Source organism: Paenibacillus sp. NRS-1781 (assembly GCF_050467745.1).
Lineage (GTDB): Bacteria > Bacillota > Bacilli > Paenibacillales > Paenibacillaceae > Paenibacillus > Paenibacillus terrae_A.
In genome coordinates, this window is the sequence record NZ_JBITPI010000021.1 from 70,490 (window position 1) to 95,601 (window position 25,112).

Annotated in this window: 1 protein-coding gene and 1 pseudogene; one reads left to right on the plus strand and one right to left on the minus strand. The window is 50.2% G+C overall.

All coding sequences use genetic code 11. From position 1 onward, the window contains the following. Positions 1-13 precede the first annotated feature (13 nt). A complete protein-coding gene (locus ACIFO6_RS08195; RefSeq protein ID WP_430039863.1) occupies positions 14-23,740 on the plus strand; it encodes a non-ribosomal peptide synthase/polyketide synthase in 23,727 nt (7,908 codons plus the stop codon). Positions 23,741-23,849: 109 nt separating this feature from the next. On the opposite strand, the pseudogene ACIFO6_RS08200 reads toward ACIFO6_RS08195, so the two are convergent. Next, a pseudogene (locus ACIFO6_RS08200) lies at positions 23,850-24,764 on the minus strand (alpha/beta fold hydrolase); the annotation flags it as partial. Between the last annotated feature and the right edge of the window lie 348 nt (positions 24,765-25,112).

A 25,112-nucleotide genomic window follows, 5' to 3' on the forward strand; every position in this document is an offset into this window, starting at 1 on the left:
AGGAGTGAACGAGATGAATGACATACAGTTATATGATTTAACAAATGCGCAGAAACGTATATGGTATACCGAATTACTCTATCCAGATACGTCAGTGTCACAGCTTTCCGGTACAGCCAAGATGAAGGGCCGTATCCATATCGCTGCCTTCATGCAGTCCATTAATTTGATTATCAAACAGTATGATGCGTTCCGCATTCGTATCACCTCAGTGGATGGAGTGCCTCGGCAGTATGTCGTTCCTTATGAAGAGAGACAGTTGGAGTATCTGGACCTTACCCACTATGAAAGTGTATCAGAGGTAGAAACTTTACTTGAGCAGCACAAAAGCAAACCCCTGCAACTGCTGGATTCTGAGCTATTCCAATTTTTGATTGTAAAGATTAGCGAGGATGAGTATTGGATTAATACCAAGATGCACCATATTATTTCTGACGGGATCTCAATGGTGATCTATGGAAATCAATTGACGGAATTTTACATGCAGATCATCCAAGGAAATGAACCGACGCTGAATGACGATTGCTCCTATATTCAGTATATTGCAGAAGAGAACGCATACGAGCTTTCTGACAGATACCAAAAGGACAAGACATACTGGCTGAATAAATTTTCTGATTTACCTGAACTTACGGGTTGGAAGTCATACAATCCGTTATCTCTAAGCACCCGCGCCGTTCGGGAGCATTTTACCGTGCCAGAGGTGCTGTATCACGAGCTGCAGGCATTTTGCCAACAGAACAGGATTTCTCTGTTCCAGTTCTTCATGGGTGCGATGTATATTTACATACACAAAGTGACGAATCAGCCGGATGTGGTGATCGGTACTTCGTTCGCTAACCGGGGGAACAAAAAAGAGAAGCAAAAGATAGGTATGTTCGTCAGCACGGCTGCAGCCAGAACATACGTCGAAAAGGATATGGATGTGTTGAGCTTCCTGCAGGATGTAGCCAGGGATCAGATGTCAGTCCTGCGGCATCAGAAGTATCCATATAATCAGTTAATTCAGGATCTTAGAGAAATGCATGGTAACAGGGATATCCAGCGGCTTTTTGGCGTTTCAATGGAATACCGCCTTATCAATTGGGTTGATTTGGATGAGGTGCGCATTTTGACGGATTATGATTTCTGCGGTGACGAAGTGAATGATTTCGTGCTTCATATCGTGGAGATCCTGGATGAAGGCGAGCTGGTACTGGATGTCGATTACCGGACGACGCTGTTTGAACGCAGTGAAGTAACGGACATGGTTTCCCAGTTGCTTACGATCGCCGAGCAGATCATTCATGCACCGCAGCTTTCCATCGCAGAGGTAACCCTGCTGGGAGAAGCGGATGAGCAATCCATTTTGGCTCTCTCGGAAGGGATTGTAGCTGATTATCCGCGTGAAAAGACAATTCATGGCTTATTCGAAGAACAGGCCGAGCGCACGCCAGATCATGTTGCCGTTCAGATGGGCGAGCAGAGCATTACATATCTAGCTCTAAACGAGCAGGCTAACCAGCTTGCGAGATATTTGCGCTCCGAGGGAGTAGGAGCAGATACGCTCGTAGGGATCATGGCTGACCGTTCCTTGGAGATGATCGTCGGTATGATGGGCATTTTGAAAGCAGGAGGTGCCTATGTACCGATTGATCCCGATTATCCCGAAGAGCGTATTCGTTACATGCTAGAGGATTCAGGAGTCCGTCTGTTGCTCACCCAAAGCCATCTATGGGAGAGTACCACATTTGACGGAAAGCTGGTGAATCTGGACGAAGTTGCATCGTATACAGGGGACACTTCAAATCTGGAGAGCATTTCGGGGGCGAGCAATCTTGCCTATGTTATCTATACGTCGGGTACAACTGGCAAGCCGAAGGGAACGCTGATCGAGCATAAAAATGTAGTTCGACTGCTCTTTAACGATAAAAATTTATTTGATTTCAACGCTCAGGATACGTGGACGCTATTCCATTCATTCTGTTTTGATTTCTCCGTTTGGGAGATGTATGGAGCCCTTCTCTACGGAGGAAAATTGGTGATTGTTCCTTCTCTCACTGCCAAGAGTCCAGCAGCTTTCCTGGAGTTGCTGAAAGACAACAAAGTCACCATTTTGAACCAGACGCCAACGTATTTTTATCAGGTGCTACAGGAGGAATTGGCGCACTCTTCGACAGAGCTTAGTCTTAGAAAAATCATTTTTGGCGGAGAGGCCTTAAGCCCATCTCTTCTGAGAAACTGGCGGGTCAAGTATCCTGATGTGCAGCTGATTAATATGTACGGAATTACGGAAACAACGGTCCATGTCACCTACAAGGAAATCACGGAACGTGAGATTGAAGCGGGGAAAAGCAATATTGGCAGAACAATTCCGACACTTAGCGCTTACATTTTCGATGAGCAAAGACGTCTGCAGCCTGTCGGGGTTCCAGGGGAGCTATACATCGCGGGCGACGGTCTTGCCCGAGGGTATTTGAACCGTGCAGAGTTAACAGCCGAGAAATTCGTAGAGCATCCGTTTCGGGCGGGAGAGCGGATGTACCGTACCGGCGATCTGGCTCGTTGGTTGCCTGATGGTAATATCGAATATTTGGGCCGGATCGACCATCAAGTCAAAATTCGTGGCTACCGAATTGAGCTTGGCGAGGTGGAAGCCCAAATTCTCAAGGTTCCGAATGTACGGGAAACGATTGTCCTGGCAAGGGACGACGAACAGGGACAAAAATTGCTGTGCGCCTACTACGTTGCCTCCACCGACCTTGCGCCGAGCGAATTGAGGTCTCAGCTGGCCGTAGAACTACCAGCTTATATGATCCCCTCTTATTTTGTCCGGCTGGAGCAAATGCCGCTTACGCCGAATGGCAAGCTGGATCGCCGTGCGCTGCCAGCACCTGAGGGCAGTGTACAATCCAGCGAGGATTATTTGGCTCCGAGAACTGCTGCGGAAGTGCAGTTGGCGCTAATCTGGCAGGATATTCTGGGAGTTGCCCGCGTGGGTATCAGAGATAATTTCTTTGAAATAGGTGGTCACTCGTTGCGGGCGACACTGCTCGTTTCGCGGATTCAGAAAGAGCTGGGATGCAGCCTTTCGCTGCGGGAAGTGTTTCAGTGGCCTACGGTCGAGTCCATGGCACGACTGGTGAAAGAACGCATTCCGACCGTGTATGAATCCATCCCACGGGCGGAGGAAAGCGAAGCTTACCCCGTGTCCTCAGCACAGAAGCGGTTATATGTGTTGAGACAAATGGACGGAGGAGAGCTCAGCTACAATATGCCTGGAGCATTCACAGTGGACGGGCCGTTGGATTGCGTTCGTCTTGAATCTGCGTTCCAGGCACTGATCCAGCGTCACGAATCCCTGAGAACCGGCTTCTATATGAAGGATGGAGAGCTTGTTCAGCGTGTGCATAGGGATGTACCGTTCGCGTTGGACTACACAGAGGCTTCGGTGGAGGAGACGGATACGCTCGTACGCAGCTTTATCCGTGCTTTTGATCTCAGCCAGGCCCCATTACTGCGTGTTGGCTTGGTGAAGCTGGAAGAGGGACGTCATCTATTGCTGTTTGATATGCACCATATCATTTCGGATGGGGTTTCCATTCAAATACTGGTGGAAGAACTCACCTCATTGTATCAGGAAGAACAGCTGCCAGAACTGCACATCCAGTACAAGGATTATGCGGTATGGCAACGGGAGCATTCGGAGAATCAGTGGAAAGAGCTTGAAGCATACTGGCTGCAGGCTTTTGAAGGGGAACTGCCTATACTTGATTTGCCTACGGATTATCAAAGACCTTCTGTTCGCAGCTTCGAGGGTAGCCGAATTGATTTTACATTGGATGCGTCCGGCAATAAGGCAATACAGGAACTCGCATCCCGTACAGGTACTACGCTGTATATGGTATTACTGGCTGCTTATTCGGTCCTGTTGCACAAATATACGGGGCAGGAGGATATCATCGTAGGTTCTCCCGTGGCTGGAAGACCGCAAGCGGAGCTTGAGGGCATCATCGGGATGTTTGTCAATACACTGGCTATGCGCAGCTACCCGGCGGGAGATAAGACATTTCAGGATTATCTTCTCGAAATCAAGGAAACGGCGCTCAAGGCGTTCGAGCATCAGGACTATCCTTTGGAAAAACTGATTGAGAAGCTGGGCGTAGGACGTGATGTCAGCCGCAATCCACTCTTTGATACTCTGTTGGTATTGCAAAATACGGAGCAGGCAGAGCAGGACATGGGCGGGCTGCGCTTTACTCCTTACCCGACGGAGACCGTTACAGCCAAATTTGACCTGTCACTCAATGTAGAGGAGCAGGGGGCAGAGCTAGCCTTTGGTTTGGAGTATAGCACGGCTTTATATCAGCGAGAGAGTGTAGAGCGACTGGCTATGCACTTGCTTCGGGTTCTGCATGCGGTCGCTGTCAATCCCCAGTTAAAGCTGGCAAATATTGAGATGATCACACCGGAGGAGAAGGTGCAGATCATTGAAGAATTCAACGCGACATCGGCTCCTTATCCAAGTGAGAAGACTATTCATGAGCTGTTCGCAGAGCAAGTAAAGCGTACACCGGAGCAGACGGCGCTTGTATTCGGCAACGTCCAGCTAACCTACCTCGAATTGGAAGAGAAGGCAGGGCGGCTGGCCCAAACACTGCGTCGCTTGGGAACGTTGAGGGAGCAGCCTGTAGCCGTGATGGGCGGACGAGGCATCGAGATGGTTATTGGTATGCTCGCAATACTGCAGGCGGGTGGAGCCTATGTGCCTATTGATCCCGAATACCCGGAAGACCGGGTTCGTTATATGCTCAATGATTCCGGCGCCAAGCTACTACTGGTGCAAAAAGGTGAGTTTGTAAGTGTAGACTACGGTTTACCGATTGTCGACCTCAGCAGTGAAGAGGCTTATGCAGCTAAACCTACCCAGCCGGAGGAGACTGTCCATGGATCGCAGGGACTCGCTTATGTCATCTACACATCGGGTACGACGGGTAGACCGAAGGGTGTTATGGTTGAACACCGGAACGTGGTCCGTCTGGTCAAAGAGACTAACTATGTGGAGCTGAATGAATCCACACGAATTTTGCAGACAGGAGCCGTGGCCTTCGATGCCTCCACTTTCGAGATATGGGGGGCGTTGCTTAACGGTGGACAGCTCTATTTCGTAGAGAACGACGACATCCTGATTGCCGATAGGCTCAAAGCTGCTATCGCCTCATACGGGATTACGACGATGTGGCTTACTGCACCGCTTTTTAATCAGCTCTCACTACAGGATGAGTATTTATTTAGAGGGCTAAAAGCATTGTTGGTCGGTGGTGATGTACTGTCCGTACCTCATATCAATCGTGTGAAAGAGGCCAATCCTGGTCTTGACCTTATCAATGGCTATGGTCCGACAGAGAATACGACATTCTCCACCACCTACAAGATTCCGGGTCGTGCTGAAGGGGGGGTGCCGATTGGTCGCCCGATTAGTAACTCGACCGCTTATGTGGTCAATGGATCGCTTCAATTACAACCCATTGGGGCTTGGGGCGAACTGATTGTCGGCGGAGAAGGTGTAGCGCGCGGATATCTCAATCGTCCCGATCTCACGGCAGAAAAATTTGTCCCTAGTCCCGTGAAGGACGGAGAATCCTGCTACCGAACTGGTGATCTGGTACGCTGGCTTCCAGATGGTAAACTGGAATTTAAAGGAAGAATTGATGAGCAGGTCAAAATACGTGGCTACCGCATTGAGATCCCCGAAATCGAGGCTCAGTTGACCAAGGTGGAGACGGTCATTGACACCGTAGTGGTCGTTCGCACGGATGAGCTTGGAGAGAAGCAGCTTTGCGCTTATTATGTGGCGGATCGCATGCTCACGGCAGGAGAAGTGCGTCTTGCTCTATCGCAGGTACTTCCGGGTTATATGATCCCGTCCTATTTTGTGCAGCTGGATCGTATGCCATTAACGACGAACGGAAAAGTGGACCGCAGATCTCTGCCAGCTCCTCAAGTGGGTGTGCATACGGGACGGAAGTATACGGCTCCCCGTACACTGGCGGAAGAAGCCTTGGCTTCTGTTTGGCAGGGGGTGCTGGGTGCCGAGCAGGTGGGGATCCATGACAATTTCTTTGAATTGGGAGGAGACTCCATTAAGGCCATTCAGGTTTCGTCACGGTTGCTACAGGCTGGTTATCGGCTAGAGATGAAGGAACTGTTCAAATCTCCAACCATTGCGGAGCTAAGCGCGCAAATACAAACGGCTGTGCATATGGCAGAACAAGGAACTGTGCGTGGATCGGCCTCCTTGACTCCAGTCCAGCAGTGGTTCTTTGGACGGAAGCAGGCAGAGCCGCATCATTTCAATCAAGCGGTCATGCTGTACCGTGAACAGGGATTTGAGGAAAAGGCCTTGCATCAAGTGCTGAGAAAACTCGCCCAGCATCATGACGCCCTCCGCATGGTTTTTCGTCAGACAGAACAAGGCTACGAGGCTTGGAATCGTGGTTTTGAAGAAGGAGAGCTTTATAGCCTGCAAACGGCTGATTTACGGAATGAATCCAATCCGGTCACAGCCATTACAGCGTTGTCGGATGACATTCAGCGCAGCATCAATCTGGCAGAGGGTCCGCTGTTGAAGCTAGGACTTTTCCATTGTCAGGATGGAGACCATCTGCTGATCGTGATCCACCATTTGGTGGTGGACGGAGTATCCTGGCGGATTTTGTTTGAGGATATCGCAGCGGGCTATGAACAGGTAACTCAAGGACAAGAGCTGACATTTCCGCAGAAGACGGACGCCTTCCGTGACTGGGGTGATGCTCTTTCCCGTTATTCGGAAAGCCCGGCAATCGAAATTCATCAGGCGTATTGGAGAGACCTGGAAGGACAGCAACTTGAGCAGTTACCGAAGGATGAGGCTGTAGAAAGCCTTCTTTTACGGGATAGCGAAGTGGTAACAGCACAATGGACTGCAGAAGAAACTGACCAACTGCTGAGAAAAGCCCACCGTGCTTACCAAACGGAGACGAACGATCTGCTATTGACCGCTCTGGGCATGGCGGTATCCAAATGGTCTGGCATCGGAAAGATTGCTGTGAATCTGGAAGGCCACGGTCGTGAACCGATTATACCGAATATCGACATCACCCGTACCGTTGGTTGGTTTACAAGCCAATATCCGGTAATTTTGGAATTGGGCGATGACCCAGAAGTGGCAGCCTTGATCAAGTCTGTGAAAGAAGGGCTGCGCCGAATTCCGAACAAAGGTATCGGATATGGGTTACTCCAAAGCATGGCAAATCAGGTGGACGTAGACAGCTTCAGCTTGCAGCCTGAGATTTCTTTTAACTATCTGGGGCAATTTGATCAGGATTTGCAGGGAAGCTCGTTGCAGATTTCTCCTTATCCGACCGGAAGCGCCCAAAGCTTGTTGGAGGAACCAGCCTATACGCTAGATATCAATGGCATGGTGACGGACGGAGCCCTGACTCTAACGATTACTTATAACGGAAAACAGTATAAGTCATCTACGATGGAGCAACTTGCTGGATATATTGAAGACAGCTTGCGCGAGCTTCTCCATCATTGCGTAACCCAAGAGAGATCGGTATTGACACCAAGCGATGTGCTTGCGAAAGGGCTGAGCATTGCTGATTTAGAAGAGCTTTCTAAGCAAACCAGCCACATAGGTGATATTGAGAATGTATACAGTCTGACGCCGATGCAGAAGGGCATGCTGTTTCATGATATGTTAGAGCCGCATACGGGTGCTTATTTTGAGCAGGCTGCCTTTGACTTTAAGGGCAGCTTTGACCCAGCTGCCTTTGGACACAGTCTGGATGCAGTGGTGGAGCGTCATGCCATCCTGCGCACGAACTTTTATAGCGGATGGGGTAGCGAGCCTTTACAGGTTGTATTTCGGCACCGAGGCGCCAAACTGGTGTACGAAGATCTGCGGGAGATGAACGCAACGCAGCGCGAAGCTTATTTGAAGACGTTTGCTGCAAAGGACAAAGAACAGGGCTTCAACCTGTCTGAAGATGAGCTTCTCCGTGTTTCGATTTTGTGCACAGGTGAAGCTAGCTTCCGTCTCTTGTGGAGCTTCCACCACATCGTCATGGATGGATGGTGTGTTCCGTTAATTACGCAGGAGGTATTTGAGCATTATTTTTCCCTCCTGGAAGGAAGAGAGCCGCAGCTGGCAGAGGTTCAGCCATACAGTCGATATATCGAATGGCTGGAACAGCAGGATGAAGTAGTTGCGTCCAACTATTGGGGCCGATATCTGGCCGGTTACGAGCAGCAGACGCTTTTACCTCAAGTCGTTGGAGCAAGTAAGGGAGAAGGCTATGTAGCAGAAAAGCTGAATTACCCTCTCAGCAGGGAACTGACTGAGCGCCTCGAAAAGGTGGCCAGAAATGCTCATGTCACGGTGAATATACTGCTGCAGTCCATCTGGGGCATTGCGCTTCAACGCTATAACGGTAGCCGGGATGTCGTGTACGGAAGTGTAGTATCGGGCAGACCAGCAGAAATCCCGGGCATTGATCGGATGATCGGTTTGTTCATCAATACGATTCCCGTTCGTGTGAAGACGGAAGAAAATCTCCCCTTCTCTATCCTGATGAAGCAGCAGCAGGAGCAATATATGGCTTCTCATATGTACGACACCTACCCACTGTTTGAGATTCAGGCTCAGACGGATCAGAAGCAGGATCTAATCTCACATATTATGGTATTTGAGAACTATCCTGTCGAGGAGGAGGTAGAGCGTCTGGGTGGTGGCGAGGCTGCCTTTGAGATTGAGGACGCGGAGCTTCTTGAGCAAACGAACTACGATTTTAACCTGATCGTCCTGCCGGGTGAAGAGATGAAATTGCTTTTCCAATACAATGCACTTGTTTATGATCAAGAGACGATTGAGCAAATCAAGGGACATCTGGTTCACCTTATGGAACAAATTGTAGAGAACCCTGCCATTTCCGTGGATGCTCTGGAATTGGTCACGCCGCAGGAGAGAGAGCAGATTTTGAACGTATGGGGAAACACGAAAATCAGTTACGAGCACTGTAGCACGTTCCACGGGCTGTTGGAGGAACAGGCGGGACGAACGCCAGACGCGACTGCCATTTGGTTCGAGGACGAGATGCTGACCTACGCCGAGCTCAATGCAAAAGCCAATGGACTGGCGAGAAGGCTCCATACTCAGGGAATCAAGACGGGAGACCTGGTGGGACTGATTGCTGAACGGTCGCCCGAAATGATCGTTGGAATCTACGGGATTATGAAAGCCGGGGGTGCCTATGTTCCCATTGATCCAGAGTATCCGAAAGAACGAATCAGTTACATGCTTGAAGATTGCGGGGCGAAGCTGATCCTTGCACAGACCCGTCTCCTGGAGCATCTTGGCTGGATGGAAAATGTTTTGCTGCTGGATGAACCATTAACCTATGATGCCGACACCTCGAATTTGAAGGATACTGCTGGCCCGGATGATCTGGCCTACGTGATCTATACTTCAGGTACGACGGGTCAGCCTAAGGGCGTATTAGTTGAACATCGGGGACTGCAAAATCTTTCGGACGTATACGGGGCACTCTTCGAAGTTACACCGCAGGACCGAATCGTTCAGTTTGCAAGCCTGTCGTTCGATGCATCGGTTTCGGAAATTTTAACGGCACTAAGCCAAGGGGCTGCTCTGTGCATTCCTTCTACACATGACATTTTGGATTATGCCTTGTTTGAGCATTTCTTAAATGACAAGGGAATTACGATAGCGACTCTGCCACCCGCTTACGCTATCCAATTTGATCCAGAGCGTCTGCCAACACTGCGGTGCCTACTAACCGCCGGATCAGCCGCATCGGTCGAGTTGATCGAAAAGTGGAGGAAGCATGTACGATACTCTAATGGCTATGGCCCAACGGAGGACTCCGTATGCACCACAATCTGGTCTGTCCCGGACAGTGAGGAAGCAACGGATATTGTATCTATTGGACAACCTATTGCTAACCATAGTGTGTACATCTTGGATGACCATTTTAGATTGCAGCCTGTTGGCGTAGCTGGAGAGCTATGCATTTCGGGTATCGGGTTAGCACGGGGGTATCATAACCGGCCTGAGTTAATGGATGAGAAATTCGTGGACAATCCGTTTGCTCCAGGAGAGCGTATGTATCGGACGGGTGACCTGGTTCGCTGGTTACCGAATGGAACCATCGAGTACTTAGGTCGAATAGATCACCAAGTCAAAATTCGCGGCTATCGAATCGAGCTGGGTGAGGTCGAAGCACAAATGCTCAGAGTGGCGTCCGTTCAGGAAGTCGTGGCCATGGCTGTAGAGGGCGATGACGGCTACAAAGATCTAGTCGCTTATTTCGTAGCCGCTCAGAAACTTGAGGTATCCGAGCTTCGGGCTGTTCTGTCGGAGATGTTACCTGGATATATGCTCCCTTCCCGCTTCATACAACTGGAGGACATGCCTCTGACGTCGAACGGAAAAATAGATCGAAAAGCGTTGCAGGGAGAGCGCGGATGGGCAGTTGCTTCATCTGTAGCTCCGAAGACACCTGTGGAAATTCAATTAGCTAAAATTTGGCAAGAAGTGTTGGGTGTAGAGAACGCGGGAGTGAAGGATAATTTCTTCCATTTTGGAGGTCACTCACTGCGTGCAGCCCTGCTAGTCTCACGAATTCGCAAGGAAATGAACCGTGAGATTAGTCTGAGAGAGGTGTTCCAGTCACCTACAATTGAAGGATTGGCTTATGCGATTGAGGGCTATACACCGCTCGATTTTGAGGAAATTCCTACGGCTGGACTACGTGAGCACTACCCCTTGTCCTCAAGCCAAAAACGGCTGTTTATTCTAAGTCAGCTGGAAGGCGGAGAGCTGAGCTACAATATGCCGGGTATCCTTACGGTTGAGGGAGTCTTGGATCGGGAACGGCTGGAGCAGGTATTCCGTCGTCTGATTCATCGCCATGGTTCGCTGCGTACCCGTTTTGTGACTGTTAACGGTGAACCCGTACAGCAGATCCTGACGGATGTGCCATTTACTGTGGAATATGCGGAGTTGAGCGAGGAAGAGGCAGAAGCTTCCGTTCAGCAATTTGTCCGTCCCTTCGATCTTGGCGAGGCTCCATTGCTGCGGGCCGGCCTCATTCGGATTGCGAATGAACGCCATTTACTGTTGTTTGACATGCATCATATTGTCTCAGATGGTGTTTCTATGAACATTCTCATAGAAGAATTCCTCCGCTTCTACCAAGAGGAGGACTTATTACCTGCACTACAGATCCAGTACACAGACTATGCGGTATGGCAGCAGGAGCAACTCGGAAGCGAACGTCTCAAAGCCCAGGAAGCTTACTGGCTGGATGCATTCCGCGGAAGCTTGCCAGTGCTGGATTTGCCGGGGGATGAAGTCCGTCCTGCGGTGCGAAGCTTTGTGGGGGACCGGATCGACTTTCGTATTGATTCTTCTCTGAGCGGTTCACTCCAGGAGCTGGCTACCCGGACGGGTTCTACTCTGTTCATGGTACTGCTGGCAGCCTATACAGCGCTCTTGCACAAGTACACAGGTCAGGAAGATGTCATTGTCGGCTCACCTGTGGCGGGAAGATCCCATGCGACACTCGAAGGTCTCATCGGTATGTTCGTCGGCACAGTGGCACTACGTACTTATCCGGAAGGGGAGAAGTCTTTCGAGGCTTATTTGCAGGAAGTGAAGGAAACAGCGCTGCAGGCCTATGAAAACCAGGATTATCCGTTCGAGGAGCTGGTAGAAAAGCTGGAGCTTCAGCGTGACCTGAGCCGTAACCCGCTATTTGATACCATGTTTGTCCTGCAAAATATTGAGCAGGGAGAACAAGAAATAGAGGGATTGCGTTTCACTCCTTACGATAATGTACATCCTGCTGCCAAGTTTGACCTCACGCTGACCGTAAGTGAAGCGGATGGGGCATTGGATTGCACGCTTGAGTACTCGACTGCGATCTACAAGCGAGAGACTGCTGAACGAATGGCAGGTCATTTTGTACAGCTTATTCGGGAAGCAACCGCCAATCCGGCGATGCCGTTGTCATCCCTTGATATCGTGACACCTCAGGAAAAATCAAAGCTGATGCAGGAGTCGGCCGAAGCCAGAGCAGATTATCCTCGTGACAAGACGATTCATGCGTTGTTCGAGGAACAGGCTGCTCATACTCCGAATGCAGTAGCAGTCGTATGTAAAGAGGCAACCCTGTCCTACAGCGAGCTGAACGAACGGGCAAACAGACTTGCCAGAACGCTCTGCGAGCGTGGCCTCCAACCGGATGGTTTGGCTGGAATCATGGCGGATCGTTCCCTCGAAATGGTCGTCGGGATTTTGGCCATTTTGAAGGCGGGCGGAGCTTACGTCCCTGTGGACCCTGAATATCCAGAAGACCGCATTCGCTTTATGCTGGAGGATTCAGGAGCCAAGCTACTGCTGACACAAGCGCATCTGGAGAAACGCGCCTCCTTCGCCGGTGACATCATCAATCTGGACGAGGCGGCTTCCTACAAGGAAGATATCTCAAACCTGCAGCCTGCAGCCGGACCGGAGCATCTTGCCTACGTCATCTACACATCGGGTACGACAGGCAAGCCAAAGGGAACGCTGATCGAGCACAAAAATGTAGTTCGCTTGCTCTTTAATGATAAAAATATGTTTGATTTCGGTCCTCAGGATACGTGGACACTGTTCCATTCATTCTGCTTTGATTTCTCTGTATGGGAGATGTATGGGGCATTGCTGAACGGAGGACGTCTGGTCATCGTTCCATCGCTTACGGCGAAGAGTCCGGATCGATTCTTGCAATTGCTTAAGGACCAGAAGGTCACCGTCTTGAACCAGACGCCGACATACTTCTACCAGTTACTACAGGAAGAGCTTGCTCATCACGCCGCAGAGCTGAGTCTCCGTATGATTATCTTCGGTGGAGAGGCATTAAGCCCGGCCTTGCTCAAGGACTGGAGAACGAAGTACCCGCAAGTGCAGCTCATCAATATGTACGGCATTACCGAAACGACCGTACATGTAACATACAAGGAAATTACAGAGCTGGAAATTGAACAGGGCCGCAGCAATATCGGCATCACGATTCCGACGCTGCGTGCTTACATTCTGGATGAACAGCGCCGTCCACAGCCGATTGGTATTCCGGGTGAACTCTACGTGGCGGGCGAAGGCCTGGCGCGCGGCTACCTGAACCGACCGGAATTAACGGAAGAGAAGTTTGTCGCTCATCCGTTTGCAGCGGGCGAGCGTATGTACCGCTCGGGTGACCTGGCACGCTGGCTGCCGGATGGCAGCATGGAGTATTTGGGACGGATTGACCATCAGGTTAAAATCCGTGGTTACCGCATCGAGCTGGGCGAAGTGGAAGCGAAGCTGCTCCATGCCCCGTCTGTAAGGGAGGCCGTTGTGCTCGCCCGGGAGGATGGAAGTGGGCAAAAGGTGCTTGTCGCCTATTTCACTGCCGATCAGATGCTGACGGTAGGCGAATTGAGAAAAGCCTTGGCTGCTGAGCTGCCAGCTTATATGATTCCGTCTTACTTCATGCAATTGGAACAGATGCCATTGACGCCAAATGGCAAGCTGGATCGCAAGGCGCTTCCTGCTCCGGAGGTCAATGTGCAGACAGGAGCGGTTTATGAACCGCCAAGGACGAAGGCTGAGGAAGCTCTGGCGTCCGTATGGCAAGGTGTATTGGGAGCGCAGCAGGTCGGCATCCATGATCATTTCTTCGATCTGGGTGGTGACTCCATCAAAGCGATCCAGGTATCCTCGAGATTGTTCCAAGCCGGGTATAAGCTAGAGATGAAGGATCTCTTTAAATATCCGACAATTGCCGAGCTAAGCCCGTATCTTCAGGCAGCCGGACGCACAGCAGAACAGGGCGAGATCCAAGGTGCAGCGGAGTTAATGCCAATTCAGCGTTGGTTCTTTGAACGCCATACAGCGGAGCCGCATCATTACAATCATGCCGTTATGCTCTATCGGAAAGACGGCTTTGATGAGGCTGCACTCCGATTGACGGTGGCCCAAATTGCTACCCACCATGACGCGCTGCGTATGGTCTTCCGTTCTACAGAAGCTGGATATGCAGCCTGGAATCGGGGAACGGACGAAGGTGAGCTCTACACATTGGACATCGCTGATGTGCGGCAGGCAGAAGACCAGGCAGCTGCCGTTCAAGCCAAAGCCGATGACATCCAGGCAAGCTTTCACCTGGAAGACGGCCCGCTGTTCAAGCTAGGCTTGTTCCATTGTGACGATGGCGATCATTTGTTAATTGTCATCCATCACCTCCTGGTTGACGGCGTATCCTGGCGCATCCTGTTTGAGGATATCGCAGCGGGATACGAGCAGGCGTTGAATGGACAAGCAATCGTTCTTCCTCAAAAGACCGATTCGTATCTTGTATGGTCTGAGCAAGCGGCGAAGTATGCAGAAGGGCCTGCTCTGGACAAGGAGCGTGCATACTGGCAGCAGATCGAGGAGGCGATTTTGGCTCCACTGCCAAAGGATAAGGATCAGGAGCCGGGCACCATTCGGGATACCGAGTCGGTAACGGTAACGTGGTCTGCGGAAGAAACGGACCTGCTGCTGCGACAAGCGAACCGGGCGTATCATACGGAGACGAATGATTTGCTCTTGACTGCTCTGGGGGCAGCAATACAGCGCTGGACAGGCATGGAGCAGATTTTGGTCAATCTTGAAGGGCATGGACGGGAAATGATTCTACCGAAACTGGATATCACCCGTACCGTGGGCTGGTTCACAACCCAGTATCCGGTTCTGCTGAACCTTCAAGACGGACAGGAAGGTTCTGCACGAATCAAGCGTATCAAGGAGAATTTGCGCCAGATTCCGCACAAAGGAATCGGCTACGGCCTTCTTAAATATATGGCACTGGAGAAAAGTGGCGGGTTCGGCGTAGAGCCGGAGATTTCCTTTAACTACCTTGGACAGTTTGATCAGGATTTGGAGGGGAATGCCCTCAGCCTATCCACACATTCAGTCGGTAAGGCGCTCAGCGACCACACACCACAGCAGTATGCTCTGGATGTGAATGGCATGATTGCCGAAGGCCAGCTATCACTGACGGTTACGTACAGCAGCATGCAGTATCGCAAGGAGACGGTGAATCATTTTGCTGAATTATTACAGTCCAGCCTCAGCGAGGTCATCCGGCATTGTGTGGCGCAGGAGCGTTCACAGCTTACACCAAGTGATGTTTTGTTTCAGGGATTAACACTGGAGCAGCTTGATCGACTTACAGCGCGGACGGCCCACACTGGAGAGATTGAAGATGTGTACAAGCTTACGCCAATGCAGAAGGGGATGCTGTTTCACAGCCTGCTGGAGCCAGACTCCTCTTCATACTTCGAGCAGGCTACATTCGAGCTGCGAGGCAGCTTCGATGTAGAGACCTTCTTCGAGAGCTTCCAGGCTTTGGTGCAAAGACATGCCATACTACGTACCAGCTTTTACAACAACATTGGTGATGTACCGCTGCAAGTTGTCTTTAAGCAACGGCTAATCCCTCTGCACTACGTAGATTTGCGTGCCGCAACTTTGCAAGAGCAAGAAGCCCAGATCAAGGCTTACACTGCTGAGGATATGGCTAAGGGGTTCAGCTTGTCGGAAGATCCGCTGATGCGAGTGACCGTCTTGCAAACAGAACAAAGCTCTCTGGTATTATGGAGCTTCCATCATATTGTCATGGATGGCTGGTGCATCCCGATCATTACGCAGGAGCTGTTCGATTATTATTCTGCTATGCGACAGCAGGTACAGCCTGTGCTGCCGCCAGCTCAGCCTTATAGCCGTTATATTGAGTGGCTTGATGCACAGGATGATGAGGAAGCTTCAACATATTGGAGCCAATACCTCAAGGACTATGATGGGAATACCGTATTGCCGGAAGGCAAGACGAAATCTCAGGCCAAAGAAGCGGGCTATGTTCTAAATGAGCATGTTCTCCATCTGGGTGCATCCTTGACCGATAAAATGGATGTTGTGGCGAAGCGAAACCACGTGACTGTCAACACCTTAATGCAGACAGCTTGGGGACTGATTCTTCAACGTTACAATGCCAGCTCGGATGTGGTTTTCGGCGGCGTTGTGTCAGGTAGACCGGCTGAGATTGCAGGTATCGAAAATATGGTGGGTCTGTTCATTAATACAGTACCTATCCGTGTACAGTCCTCCAAAGACGAAGCCTTTGTCGAGGTCATGAAACGTACACAGGCACAATCGCTGGCAGGCCGTGCTTACGACACTTACCCACTATATGAGATTCAGGGAAAAACAACCCAAAAGCAGGACCTGATTTCTCATATTATGATCTTTGAAAATTATCCGCTCGACGAACAGGTGGAACAGTCGGGTAATCAACATGAGGACAATCTCGAAGTCGCGAACTTCACCATGTTTGAACAAACGAACTATGACTTTAACCTGGTTGTGATTCCAGGCGAGGATATCAGGGTCTGCATTCGTTACAATGCTTTGGTCTACGAACAAGAAAGCATTGCACGGATCGGTGGACACTTGATGCAAATGCTCGATCAGGTAGCTACTCGTCCGCAGGCGACCATAGAGGAACTGGAGATTGTAACATCTGAGGAACGGATGAAACTGCTATACTGGGGCGGCAAGGCCCATACTTATCCAAGTGATCAGGGTCTGCATACCTTATTTGAAGAACAGGTTGTCCGTACGCCAGATAAGATTGCAGCTGTTAACGGCGATGTTCAGGTCACGTATCGGGAGTTGAACGAGCAGGCGAACAGATTGGCCGCCACCTTGATCGCCCAGGGACTTCGGAGTGAACAAGTGGTGGGCCTGCTGGCGGATCGGTCTGTGGAGCTGCTTGTCGCCATCATGGGTGTGCTCAAAGCGGGCGGGGCCTATGTACCTATTGATCCTGAATATCCGCAGGAACGAATTCAGTATATTCTGAAGGATTCTGGCGCTGGAATTTTGCTCACACAGAGCCACCTGACGGAGCTGGCCTCCTTTGAGGGAACGGTTATGGAATTGGATTCGCCGCACATCTACGGTGACGGGGTGGATAATCCCAATCTGCCAGTGAGAGGAAACGATCTGGTGTATTTAATCTATACCTCGGGTACAACAGGGAATCCGAAGGGAACCATGATTAACCATAAAGGGATCGTGAACTACATCTGGTGGGCCAATAAGGTCTACTGTGCAGGGAAACCAACAGATTTTCCGCTGTACTCGTCCATTTCGTTTGACCTGACGCTGACATCAATTTTCACTCCATTAATTAACGGAGGATTAGTACGGATTTACGATGGTATAGATAAAGCGGAGGTTGTTCAGCATATTTTGCGCGAAAATGCGGTGGACATTCTCAAGCTGACGCCGACTCATCTCAGTCTGATTAAAGATATGACCATCCCGGCGGAAAGTCGCATTCAGCAGCTCATTGTGGGTGGAGAGAATTTGACCACACATTTGTCGCAAACCATCACAGATCTCTTTGGCGGCAACATTAAAATCTACAATGAATACGGTCCAACCGAAACGGTCGTCGGCTGCATGATTCACCTGTACGATCCTGTGAAGGATACACGTGAATCCGTACCTATTGGATTGCCGGCAGACAATATATACATCCATATCCTGGATGAACAGCTTCGTCTCGTGCCATTAGGCGTGGAGGGCGAAATGTACATCGCAGGGGACGGGGTAGCCCGCGGATACCTGAACCGTCCTGAGCTTACCGCAGAAAAATTCATTAGAAATCCGTTTGCTTCGGAAGGAAATATGTATCGAACCGGGGATTTGGCTCGTCGCCTTCCTAATGGAGACATTGAGTACATTGGACGTATTGACCATCAAGTTAAAATACGGGGCTATCGTATAGAGCTTGGTGAGATTGAGGCCAAGCTACAGGATATCCCACTTGTAGAGGAAGCTCTCGTTGTTGCGTGGGCAGATGCCCATGGGCAGAAGTCTCTGTGTGCCTACTTCGTAGCTGATCGGGAAATGTCTGTCAGTGAGCTGCGGAACGAACTTTCTGGACTGCCTGCATATATGATCCCGTCCTACTTCGTCCAACTGGACGTGATGCCTTTGACACCGAATGGCAAGCTGGACCGTAAGGCACTGCCTGAACCGAACTCGGGTGTGAAGGCGGGCGCGGCCTTTACTGCTCCGCGGACGGATGTGGAGAACATTTTGGCTTCGATCTGGCAGGGTGTGCTAGGTGTTCCGCTTGTCGGCATCCATGACAATTTCTTTGAGCTCGGAGGCGACTCGATCAAATCCATTCAAGTCTCATCAAGGCTGCTCCAAGCAGGCTATAAACTTGAGATGAAGGATTTGTTCAGCTATCCGACCATTGCAGAGCTGGCCCAGCGTGTTAGGGCGGTCAGCCGAATTGCGGATCAGAGCGAGGTACACGGAGCGGTAAGACTGGGACCTGCCCAGTGCAGATTTTTCGACGAGCAGTCGACGGACCTGCACCACTTTAATCAGTCGGTCATGTTGTACCGTCGGGAAGGCTTCGATACCGATGCGCTCGCCAAGGTTGTTCGGAAAATTGCAGAACATCATGATGCGCTGCGACTGGTGTTCCGCCAAGGAGAGCAGGGATTTGAAGCCTGGAACCGCAGCTTAGGTGAGGGTGAGCTTTATAGCCTCCAGATCCACGATCTGAAGGATGAAACAGACCCGGCTTCGGCAATAGAAGCAGGTGCCGAAGCCATTCAGCGCAGCATCTCTCTCGGTGATGGACCTCTCTTAAGATTGGGCCTATTCCGCTGCGCGGAAGGCGAACATCTGTTAATCGTTATTCATCATCTGGCTGTTGATGGCGTATCCTGGCGCATCCTCTTTGAGGACCTGCAGGAAGGCTACGAGCAGGCAGCACGTGGAGAAGCTGTCAAGCTTCCGCAGAAGACGGATTCGTACCGTGCATGGGCCCAGGGAATCACACAATATGCGAACAGTCCGGCGGCTGAACAAGAACGCAGCTATTGGGCAGAGGTAGAAGGGGATGGCTTCGCCCCTCTTCCCAAAGACAAGGTAGACGACGCTCTTCTCATTAAAGACAGCGGGACGGTTACGGTGAGATGGTCACCAGAAGAGACAGAGCAGTTCCTGAAAGAGGCGAACCGCACTTACAACACGGAAGTTAACGATTTGCTCCTGACGGCCCTCGGCATGGCTGTTCACGAGTGGACTGGGATCGAACGTATAGGCATCCTTCTGGAAGGACATGGACGGGAGCCTGTTGTACCTGAACTGGATATCACTCGCACTATAGGCTGGTTTACAAGCCAATACCCTGTCGCCCTTGAGATGAAAGAGGGCCTGGAGATCGGCGCCAGAATCAAGCGCGTCAAGGAAGGCTTGCGCCACATTCCTAACAAAGGTGTCGGATATGGTATTTTGAAATATTTGAGCGACGTATCCGATGTCTCCTCCTTCTCGGCTGAACCGGAGATTATCTTCAACTACCTGGGACAGTTCGACCAGGATCTTGCAGGGGGGATGATGGAGGTATCGCCTTACTCGGTAGGATCTGAGGTCAGTGAGCAGATGGTACAGCATCAGGCATTGAACATTAATGGACTGATTGCCGAAGGACGACTTCAGCTTTCGGTCAGCTATAACCGTCAGCAGTTCCACACGGAGTCGGTAGAGAAGTTTGTCGGCATCCTGAAGAAGCGTCTCGGCGAAGTCATTGGACATTGTGTACGAAAGGAAAGAACGGAACTTACACCAAGCGACGTACTCCTCAAAGATATCAGCCTGGAAAAAATTGAGGAGCTGGAAGAGCAGACACGGCATATCGGCAGTATTGAAAATATGTATAAACTGACGCCGATGCAAAAAGGAATGTTGTTCCACAGCTTGCTGGAGCCTCATTCGGAAGTCTACTTTGAGCAGGCTAAATTTGAAATTCACGGAGCATTCTATCCTGAGGATTTCAAACGCAGCTTACAGCATCTGATGAAACGGCATGCCATATTGAGAACAAATTTCCATGCCGGATGGGGCGATTTCCCTATACAGATTGTGTTTAAAGAAAGAGCGTGTGACTTCGTATACGAGGACCTGCACGAGCTGGAATCCCGTGAAATTGAAGCGCGTCTTGCAGCTTGTACTGCTCAGGACAAAGCAAGAGGCTTTGATCTTGCCGAAGGAGCATTGCTGCGTGTAACCATTCTACGGACGGCACAAGAGGATTACCATCTGCTGTGGAGCTCTCATCACATCATTTTGGATGGCTGGTGTATGCCTCTTGTGCTTCAGGAAGTGTTTGAAACGTACGGGGTTCTGCGTGAGCAGAGGGAGCCTGAGCTTCCTACTGCTGTATCGTACAGCCAGTATATTCAATGGCTGGAGGAGCAAGGTGAGGAAGAGGCATCCTCTTACTGGAGAGGTTATCTGGAAGGTTACGAACAGCAGACGAAGCTGCCGCAAGCGACAACACAGCCATTGGCAAAAGCAGAAGCCTACGTATCAGAGAAGCTTGTATTCACGTTGAATGAAGAGCTGACCGAGCGGCTGGAACAAGTGGCGAAGCAGAACCAGGTAACGATGAACACGCTGATGCAAGCAGCCTGGGGAATCGTGTTGCAGCGCTACAATAGAAGTCAGGATGTCGTCTTTGGAAGTGTGGTATCGGGAAGACCTGCCGAGATTCCGGGTATCGAAAGCATGATCGGTCTCTTCATTAATACAGTTCCGGTTCGGGTACAGGCTGAGGGAAGCGATACTTTCTCCCATGTGATGAAAAGACAGCAGGAATTATATTTGGCAGGACATGCTTATGATTCCTATCCGCTCTATGAGATTCAAGCACAGAGCGAACAGAAGCAAGATTTGATTTCTCATATTATGGTATTCGAGAATTATCCGGTGGAGGAGCAACTGGAAGAGAAAATGGCCAGTGAAGAGGCTGAATACACAATTACGGATGTTCAGATGTTTGAACAGACGAATTATGATTTTAACCTCATTGTGCTGCCAGGCCGTAATCTGGAGTTCCTGTATCGTTACAATGCCCGCGTCTATGATCGGGAGAGCGTGGAACGGATTCAAGGGCACTTTATGAAAATTCTGGGCAATGTATCTGTTCAGCCTGCCATTCGTATTGATGAGCTGGAGCTGATCACGCCAGAAGAGAAATCGCAGATTATAGAGGTGTGGGGCGATACAGCAGCTCCTTATCCGCGTGAGAAGACCCTTCACGGCATATTTGAGGAAAAAGCGGCGCTTACACCGGATCGTACAGCACTTATTTATGGCGAAACGAAGCTTCCCTACGGAGAACTTCATCAGCAGGCGAACCGCCTCGCACGTACGTTGCGTGCCCAAGGGGTCAGACCGGATCAGCCGGTCGGCATCATGGTTGAACGTTCGCTTGAGATGATCATCGGCATCCATGCCATTCTAAAAGCGGGTGGGGCCTATGTACCGATTGATCCGGAATTCCCGGAAGATCGTATTCGCCACATGCTGGAGGATTCAGGAGCGAAGCTTCTGCTGACGAAGAATCATCTCAAAGATCGCTTTCCGTTCACTGGCACGCTCCTGGCACTCGATGACCCGCAGGCGTATCATGCGGATGACTCGAATCTGGAGCCACTCGCCGGGCCGGAGCATCTGGCGTATATCATTTACACGTCAGGTTCAACCGGTAAGCCGAAAGGCGTAATGATTGAGCATCGTTCCGCTGTCCATACGTTGAGCCAGTTGGAAGCTGAATATCCGATGCTGGCAGGCGACCGATTCCTGCTCAAAACCACATTCACCTTTGACTTCTCCGTGCCGGAGCTGTTCTGCTGGTTCTTTGGGCAGGGAACTCTCGTCATCTTGCCGCAGGGCGCGGACAAAGATCCGGTGGCACTGCTGGAGGCCGTGGATACGAGCCATATCACGCATCTCAATCTGGTACCGTCGATGCTCAGTGTCCTCGTTCAATATTTGAAGGAAGGCGGCAGCCAAGGATTCCTTACTTTGAAATACCTGTTTGCCTGCGGCGAGACGCTGCCCGCCAAACTTGTGGAAGAGTACTATAAAGTATCTCCACACGCAGTACTGGAGAACATCTACGGTCCTACGGAAGCGGCCGTATATGCGACCCGATATACAACGAGTCTTGAGACTGCTGCTCTAACGCATGTGCCTATCGGTAAACCGTACGCTAACGTCCAAGTATGGATGATGGACAGTGCTTCTCAGGTATCACCTGTGGGTGTGCCGGGAGAACTCTGCATTGCAGGCGAAGGGGTAGCGCAAGGGTACTTCAACCAGTCGGACCTGACGGCAGAAAAGTTCATTCCTCACCCGTACAATCCGGGAGCACGGATTTATCGGACAGGCGATTTGGCCCGATGGTTGCCAGACGGGAATATTGAGTATTTGGGGCGGATCGATCACCAGGTAAAAATCCGGGGTTACCGCATTGAGCTGGGAGAAGTGGAGGCACAAATTCTTAAAGTGCCGTCTGTGCAGGAAGCGGTCGTCCTTGCACTGACTGATGCTACTGGAGGTACTCAGCTTTGCGCGTACTTTGTGGCTGAAGAGGGACTTGCAGCCAACGTATTACGTGAAGCACTGGCGAGCGAACTGCCAAGCTACATGATTCCGACTGCTTTCGTACAGCTGGCACAAATGCCGCTGAATCCGAACGGCAAATTGGATCGCAAAGCGCTGCCGGCACCAGAAGCACTCCTGCGGAGTACAGCGGAGTATATCCCGCCGCGTACGCCGACTGAAGTAGAACTGGCGCAGATTTGGTCCGAGGTACTCGGTGTGCAGGAAATCGGAGTCAAAGATCACTTCTTCGAACTTGGGGGCCACTCCCTGAAAGTATTAGGATTGATTCAAAAAATCTCGTCCGTCATGGATGTCCAGCTCCCGCTCCAACTCGTGTTCAATCTTCCGACGGTGGAGCAAATGGCACATGAAATATCCAGGCTGCGGACAAAAGATGCTCCTGATGAAGAGGAAATGGAAATTATCCACTTCCCAGGGAAAGGAACGCTTAAAGTGTTCTGCTTCCCTCCTCGGGTCGGCTACTCTCTGGGTTACTATGAGATGGCTAGAGAGCTGGAAGGACATTGCGAGGTATACGGGCTGGAATTCATCGGCGATCGTTTTGAGAGTCAAGACATGCTGGATCGCTACATGGATGCCATCGTGGGTATTCAAGCAGAGGGACCTTATGTCTTCCTCGGATACTCACTCGGAGGGAATCTGGCCTTTGAGGTGGCCAAAGCCATGGAAAGCCGAGGTCATCAGGTGAGCGACCTCATTATGGTGGATGCTATGAGAAAGACGTCCAAGGATGAATCAACGCCGGAGCAGCTAGAAGAGATTGTCGAGGCGGTGTTGGACAGTATTGGGGATCAGTACAAAGCATTTTTGGCCGATCCATCCGACAGGGAGCGAGTCAAAGACAAAATGTTGATCTACTCCATCTATCGGAATGAGCTTATTAACGCAGGTGAAGTTCAGGCGAATATCCATGCCTTGGTTGCAGAGGACGATAGTATGGGTCCGGTAACATCATCAGATAAACTGCTATGGCAACAGGCAACGCTTGGTCAATACGAAGAGTATGGAGTCATCGGTACGCACGATGTGCTGTTTGATTCCGGTTATATTGGTGAGAATGCTAAAGTGCTGAGACAGATACTTGGCAAGGTCACAGAAGCATCATCTAAAAACAAGCGCATTTTGTCCTAAGATCAATCAAGCATAATAAGTGTTAGGCAGCAAAGACGCCCGGATTCCTTTATATAGAAGGAACTCGGGCGTCTTTTGTGTTTTTTGCAACCATTAACATGTAGAGTATCTAATCATCTGTGTTTGTTTTAGCAACGGTTGACCGTTGGTGATTGATATTGGAGATTAGCTCACGGATAACTTGAATGACAAGCTCTGGTTGATCATGAATAATCATATGGTCGCTTTTTTTGGCAACAATAAATTTGCTGTTTGTAGAGATTTTGAGCATTTCACGCTGTCCTATTTGCCAGCTTTGTTCGATCTGCTTATTCCCGCGCTTACTAATGCCGAACTGAGTCAAATTTTGCTGGATGCCCCGGGCAATCACACGCACAGGGAGGTTTCCCAAATGTTGCCCACGTATGGCATTTTCGGTCGTGCTCGCCAGATCACCCTCCTCGGCAACAGATCGAAAGTATTTGGGTGAAGCGACAATATTCACAAACGATTTTCTATCCTGATGCTCGACACGACCCGTTAGAATAAAATTAGGGAACAGACGAAAAGCCCCCGACCTTTCTAGGAGAATGGATATTAATGGCGTGGGATTGACCTTAGGTCGTTCCTTGGCATAAATCTCATTTGTCCGGCGAGCGTCATTCTCAGGCCTAGCATCCACAAGGACCAATCCTGCCACCTCATCACTGTACGTTTGTGCGTACAGCCTTGAGTACATGCCCCCGAGAGAATGGCCTACAAGGATATAAGGAGGCTGGATGTCTGTATTCTTTAAGGCAACATGAAGCTCTCGAACGATGTTTTCCCCGGTGCGTGGAGTAGTAGCCTCCTCACTCCAGGCATAGCCTGCCCGGTCATAGGATACAACGGTTGCGAATGATGACAGATTTTCGGGAATATCCCTCCATGACAAGCTGCTTTCCCCGCTTCCCGATTCAAGCAGTATGGTTGGAGTGCCGCTACCAAGTTTGCGAATATGGAGTCGATAGCCTCCGACGTCAACCATTTTCCCCAGAGGAGGATATCATCAATATTAAAGAAAAATAAGACTTATCACTTGAGCAGTAATGAGTAAAGCGGTATTTTGGGGCAATAAAACAAATAAATAAAAAAGCTTGCATTTAAATATTCGTTATGATATATTCTAATTCCGGCCAAGAAATACAATATTGCGAGCGAGTGTTGAAAAAAAGATTTAAAAAAATGCTTGCAAAGTTGGTTCGGACATGATAAGATATAAGAGTTGATAAGGCGACGAGCTAAATCAACAAAAAAAGAAATGTTTGATCTTTGAAAACTGAACAACGAGTGAGTACGGATTTTGCTTGCAAAATCCAAAGCTGAGATTTTGGTACATGCCGTCAGGCTGTAT

Coding starts and splice junctions, on each gene's coding strand:
- ACIFO6_RS08195 (WP_430039863.1), top strand. CDS start 14: ATGAATGACATACAGTTATATGATTTAACAAATGCGCAGAAACGTATA.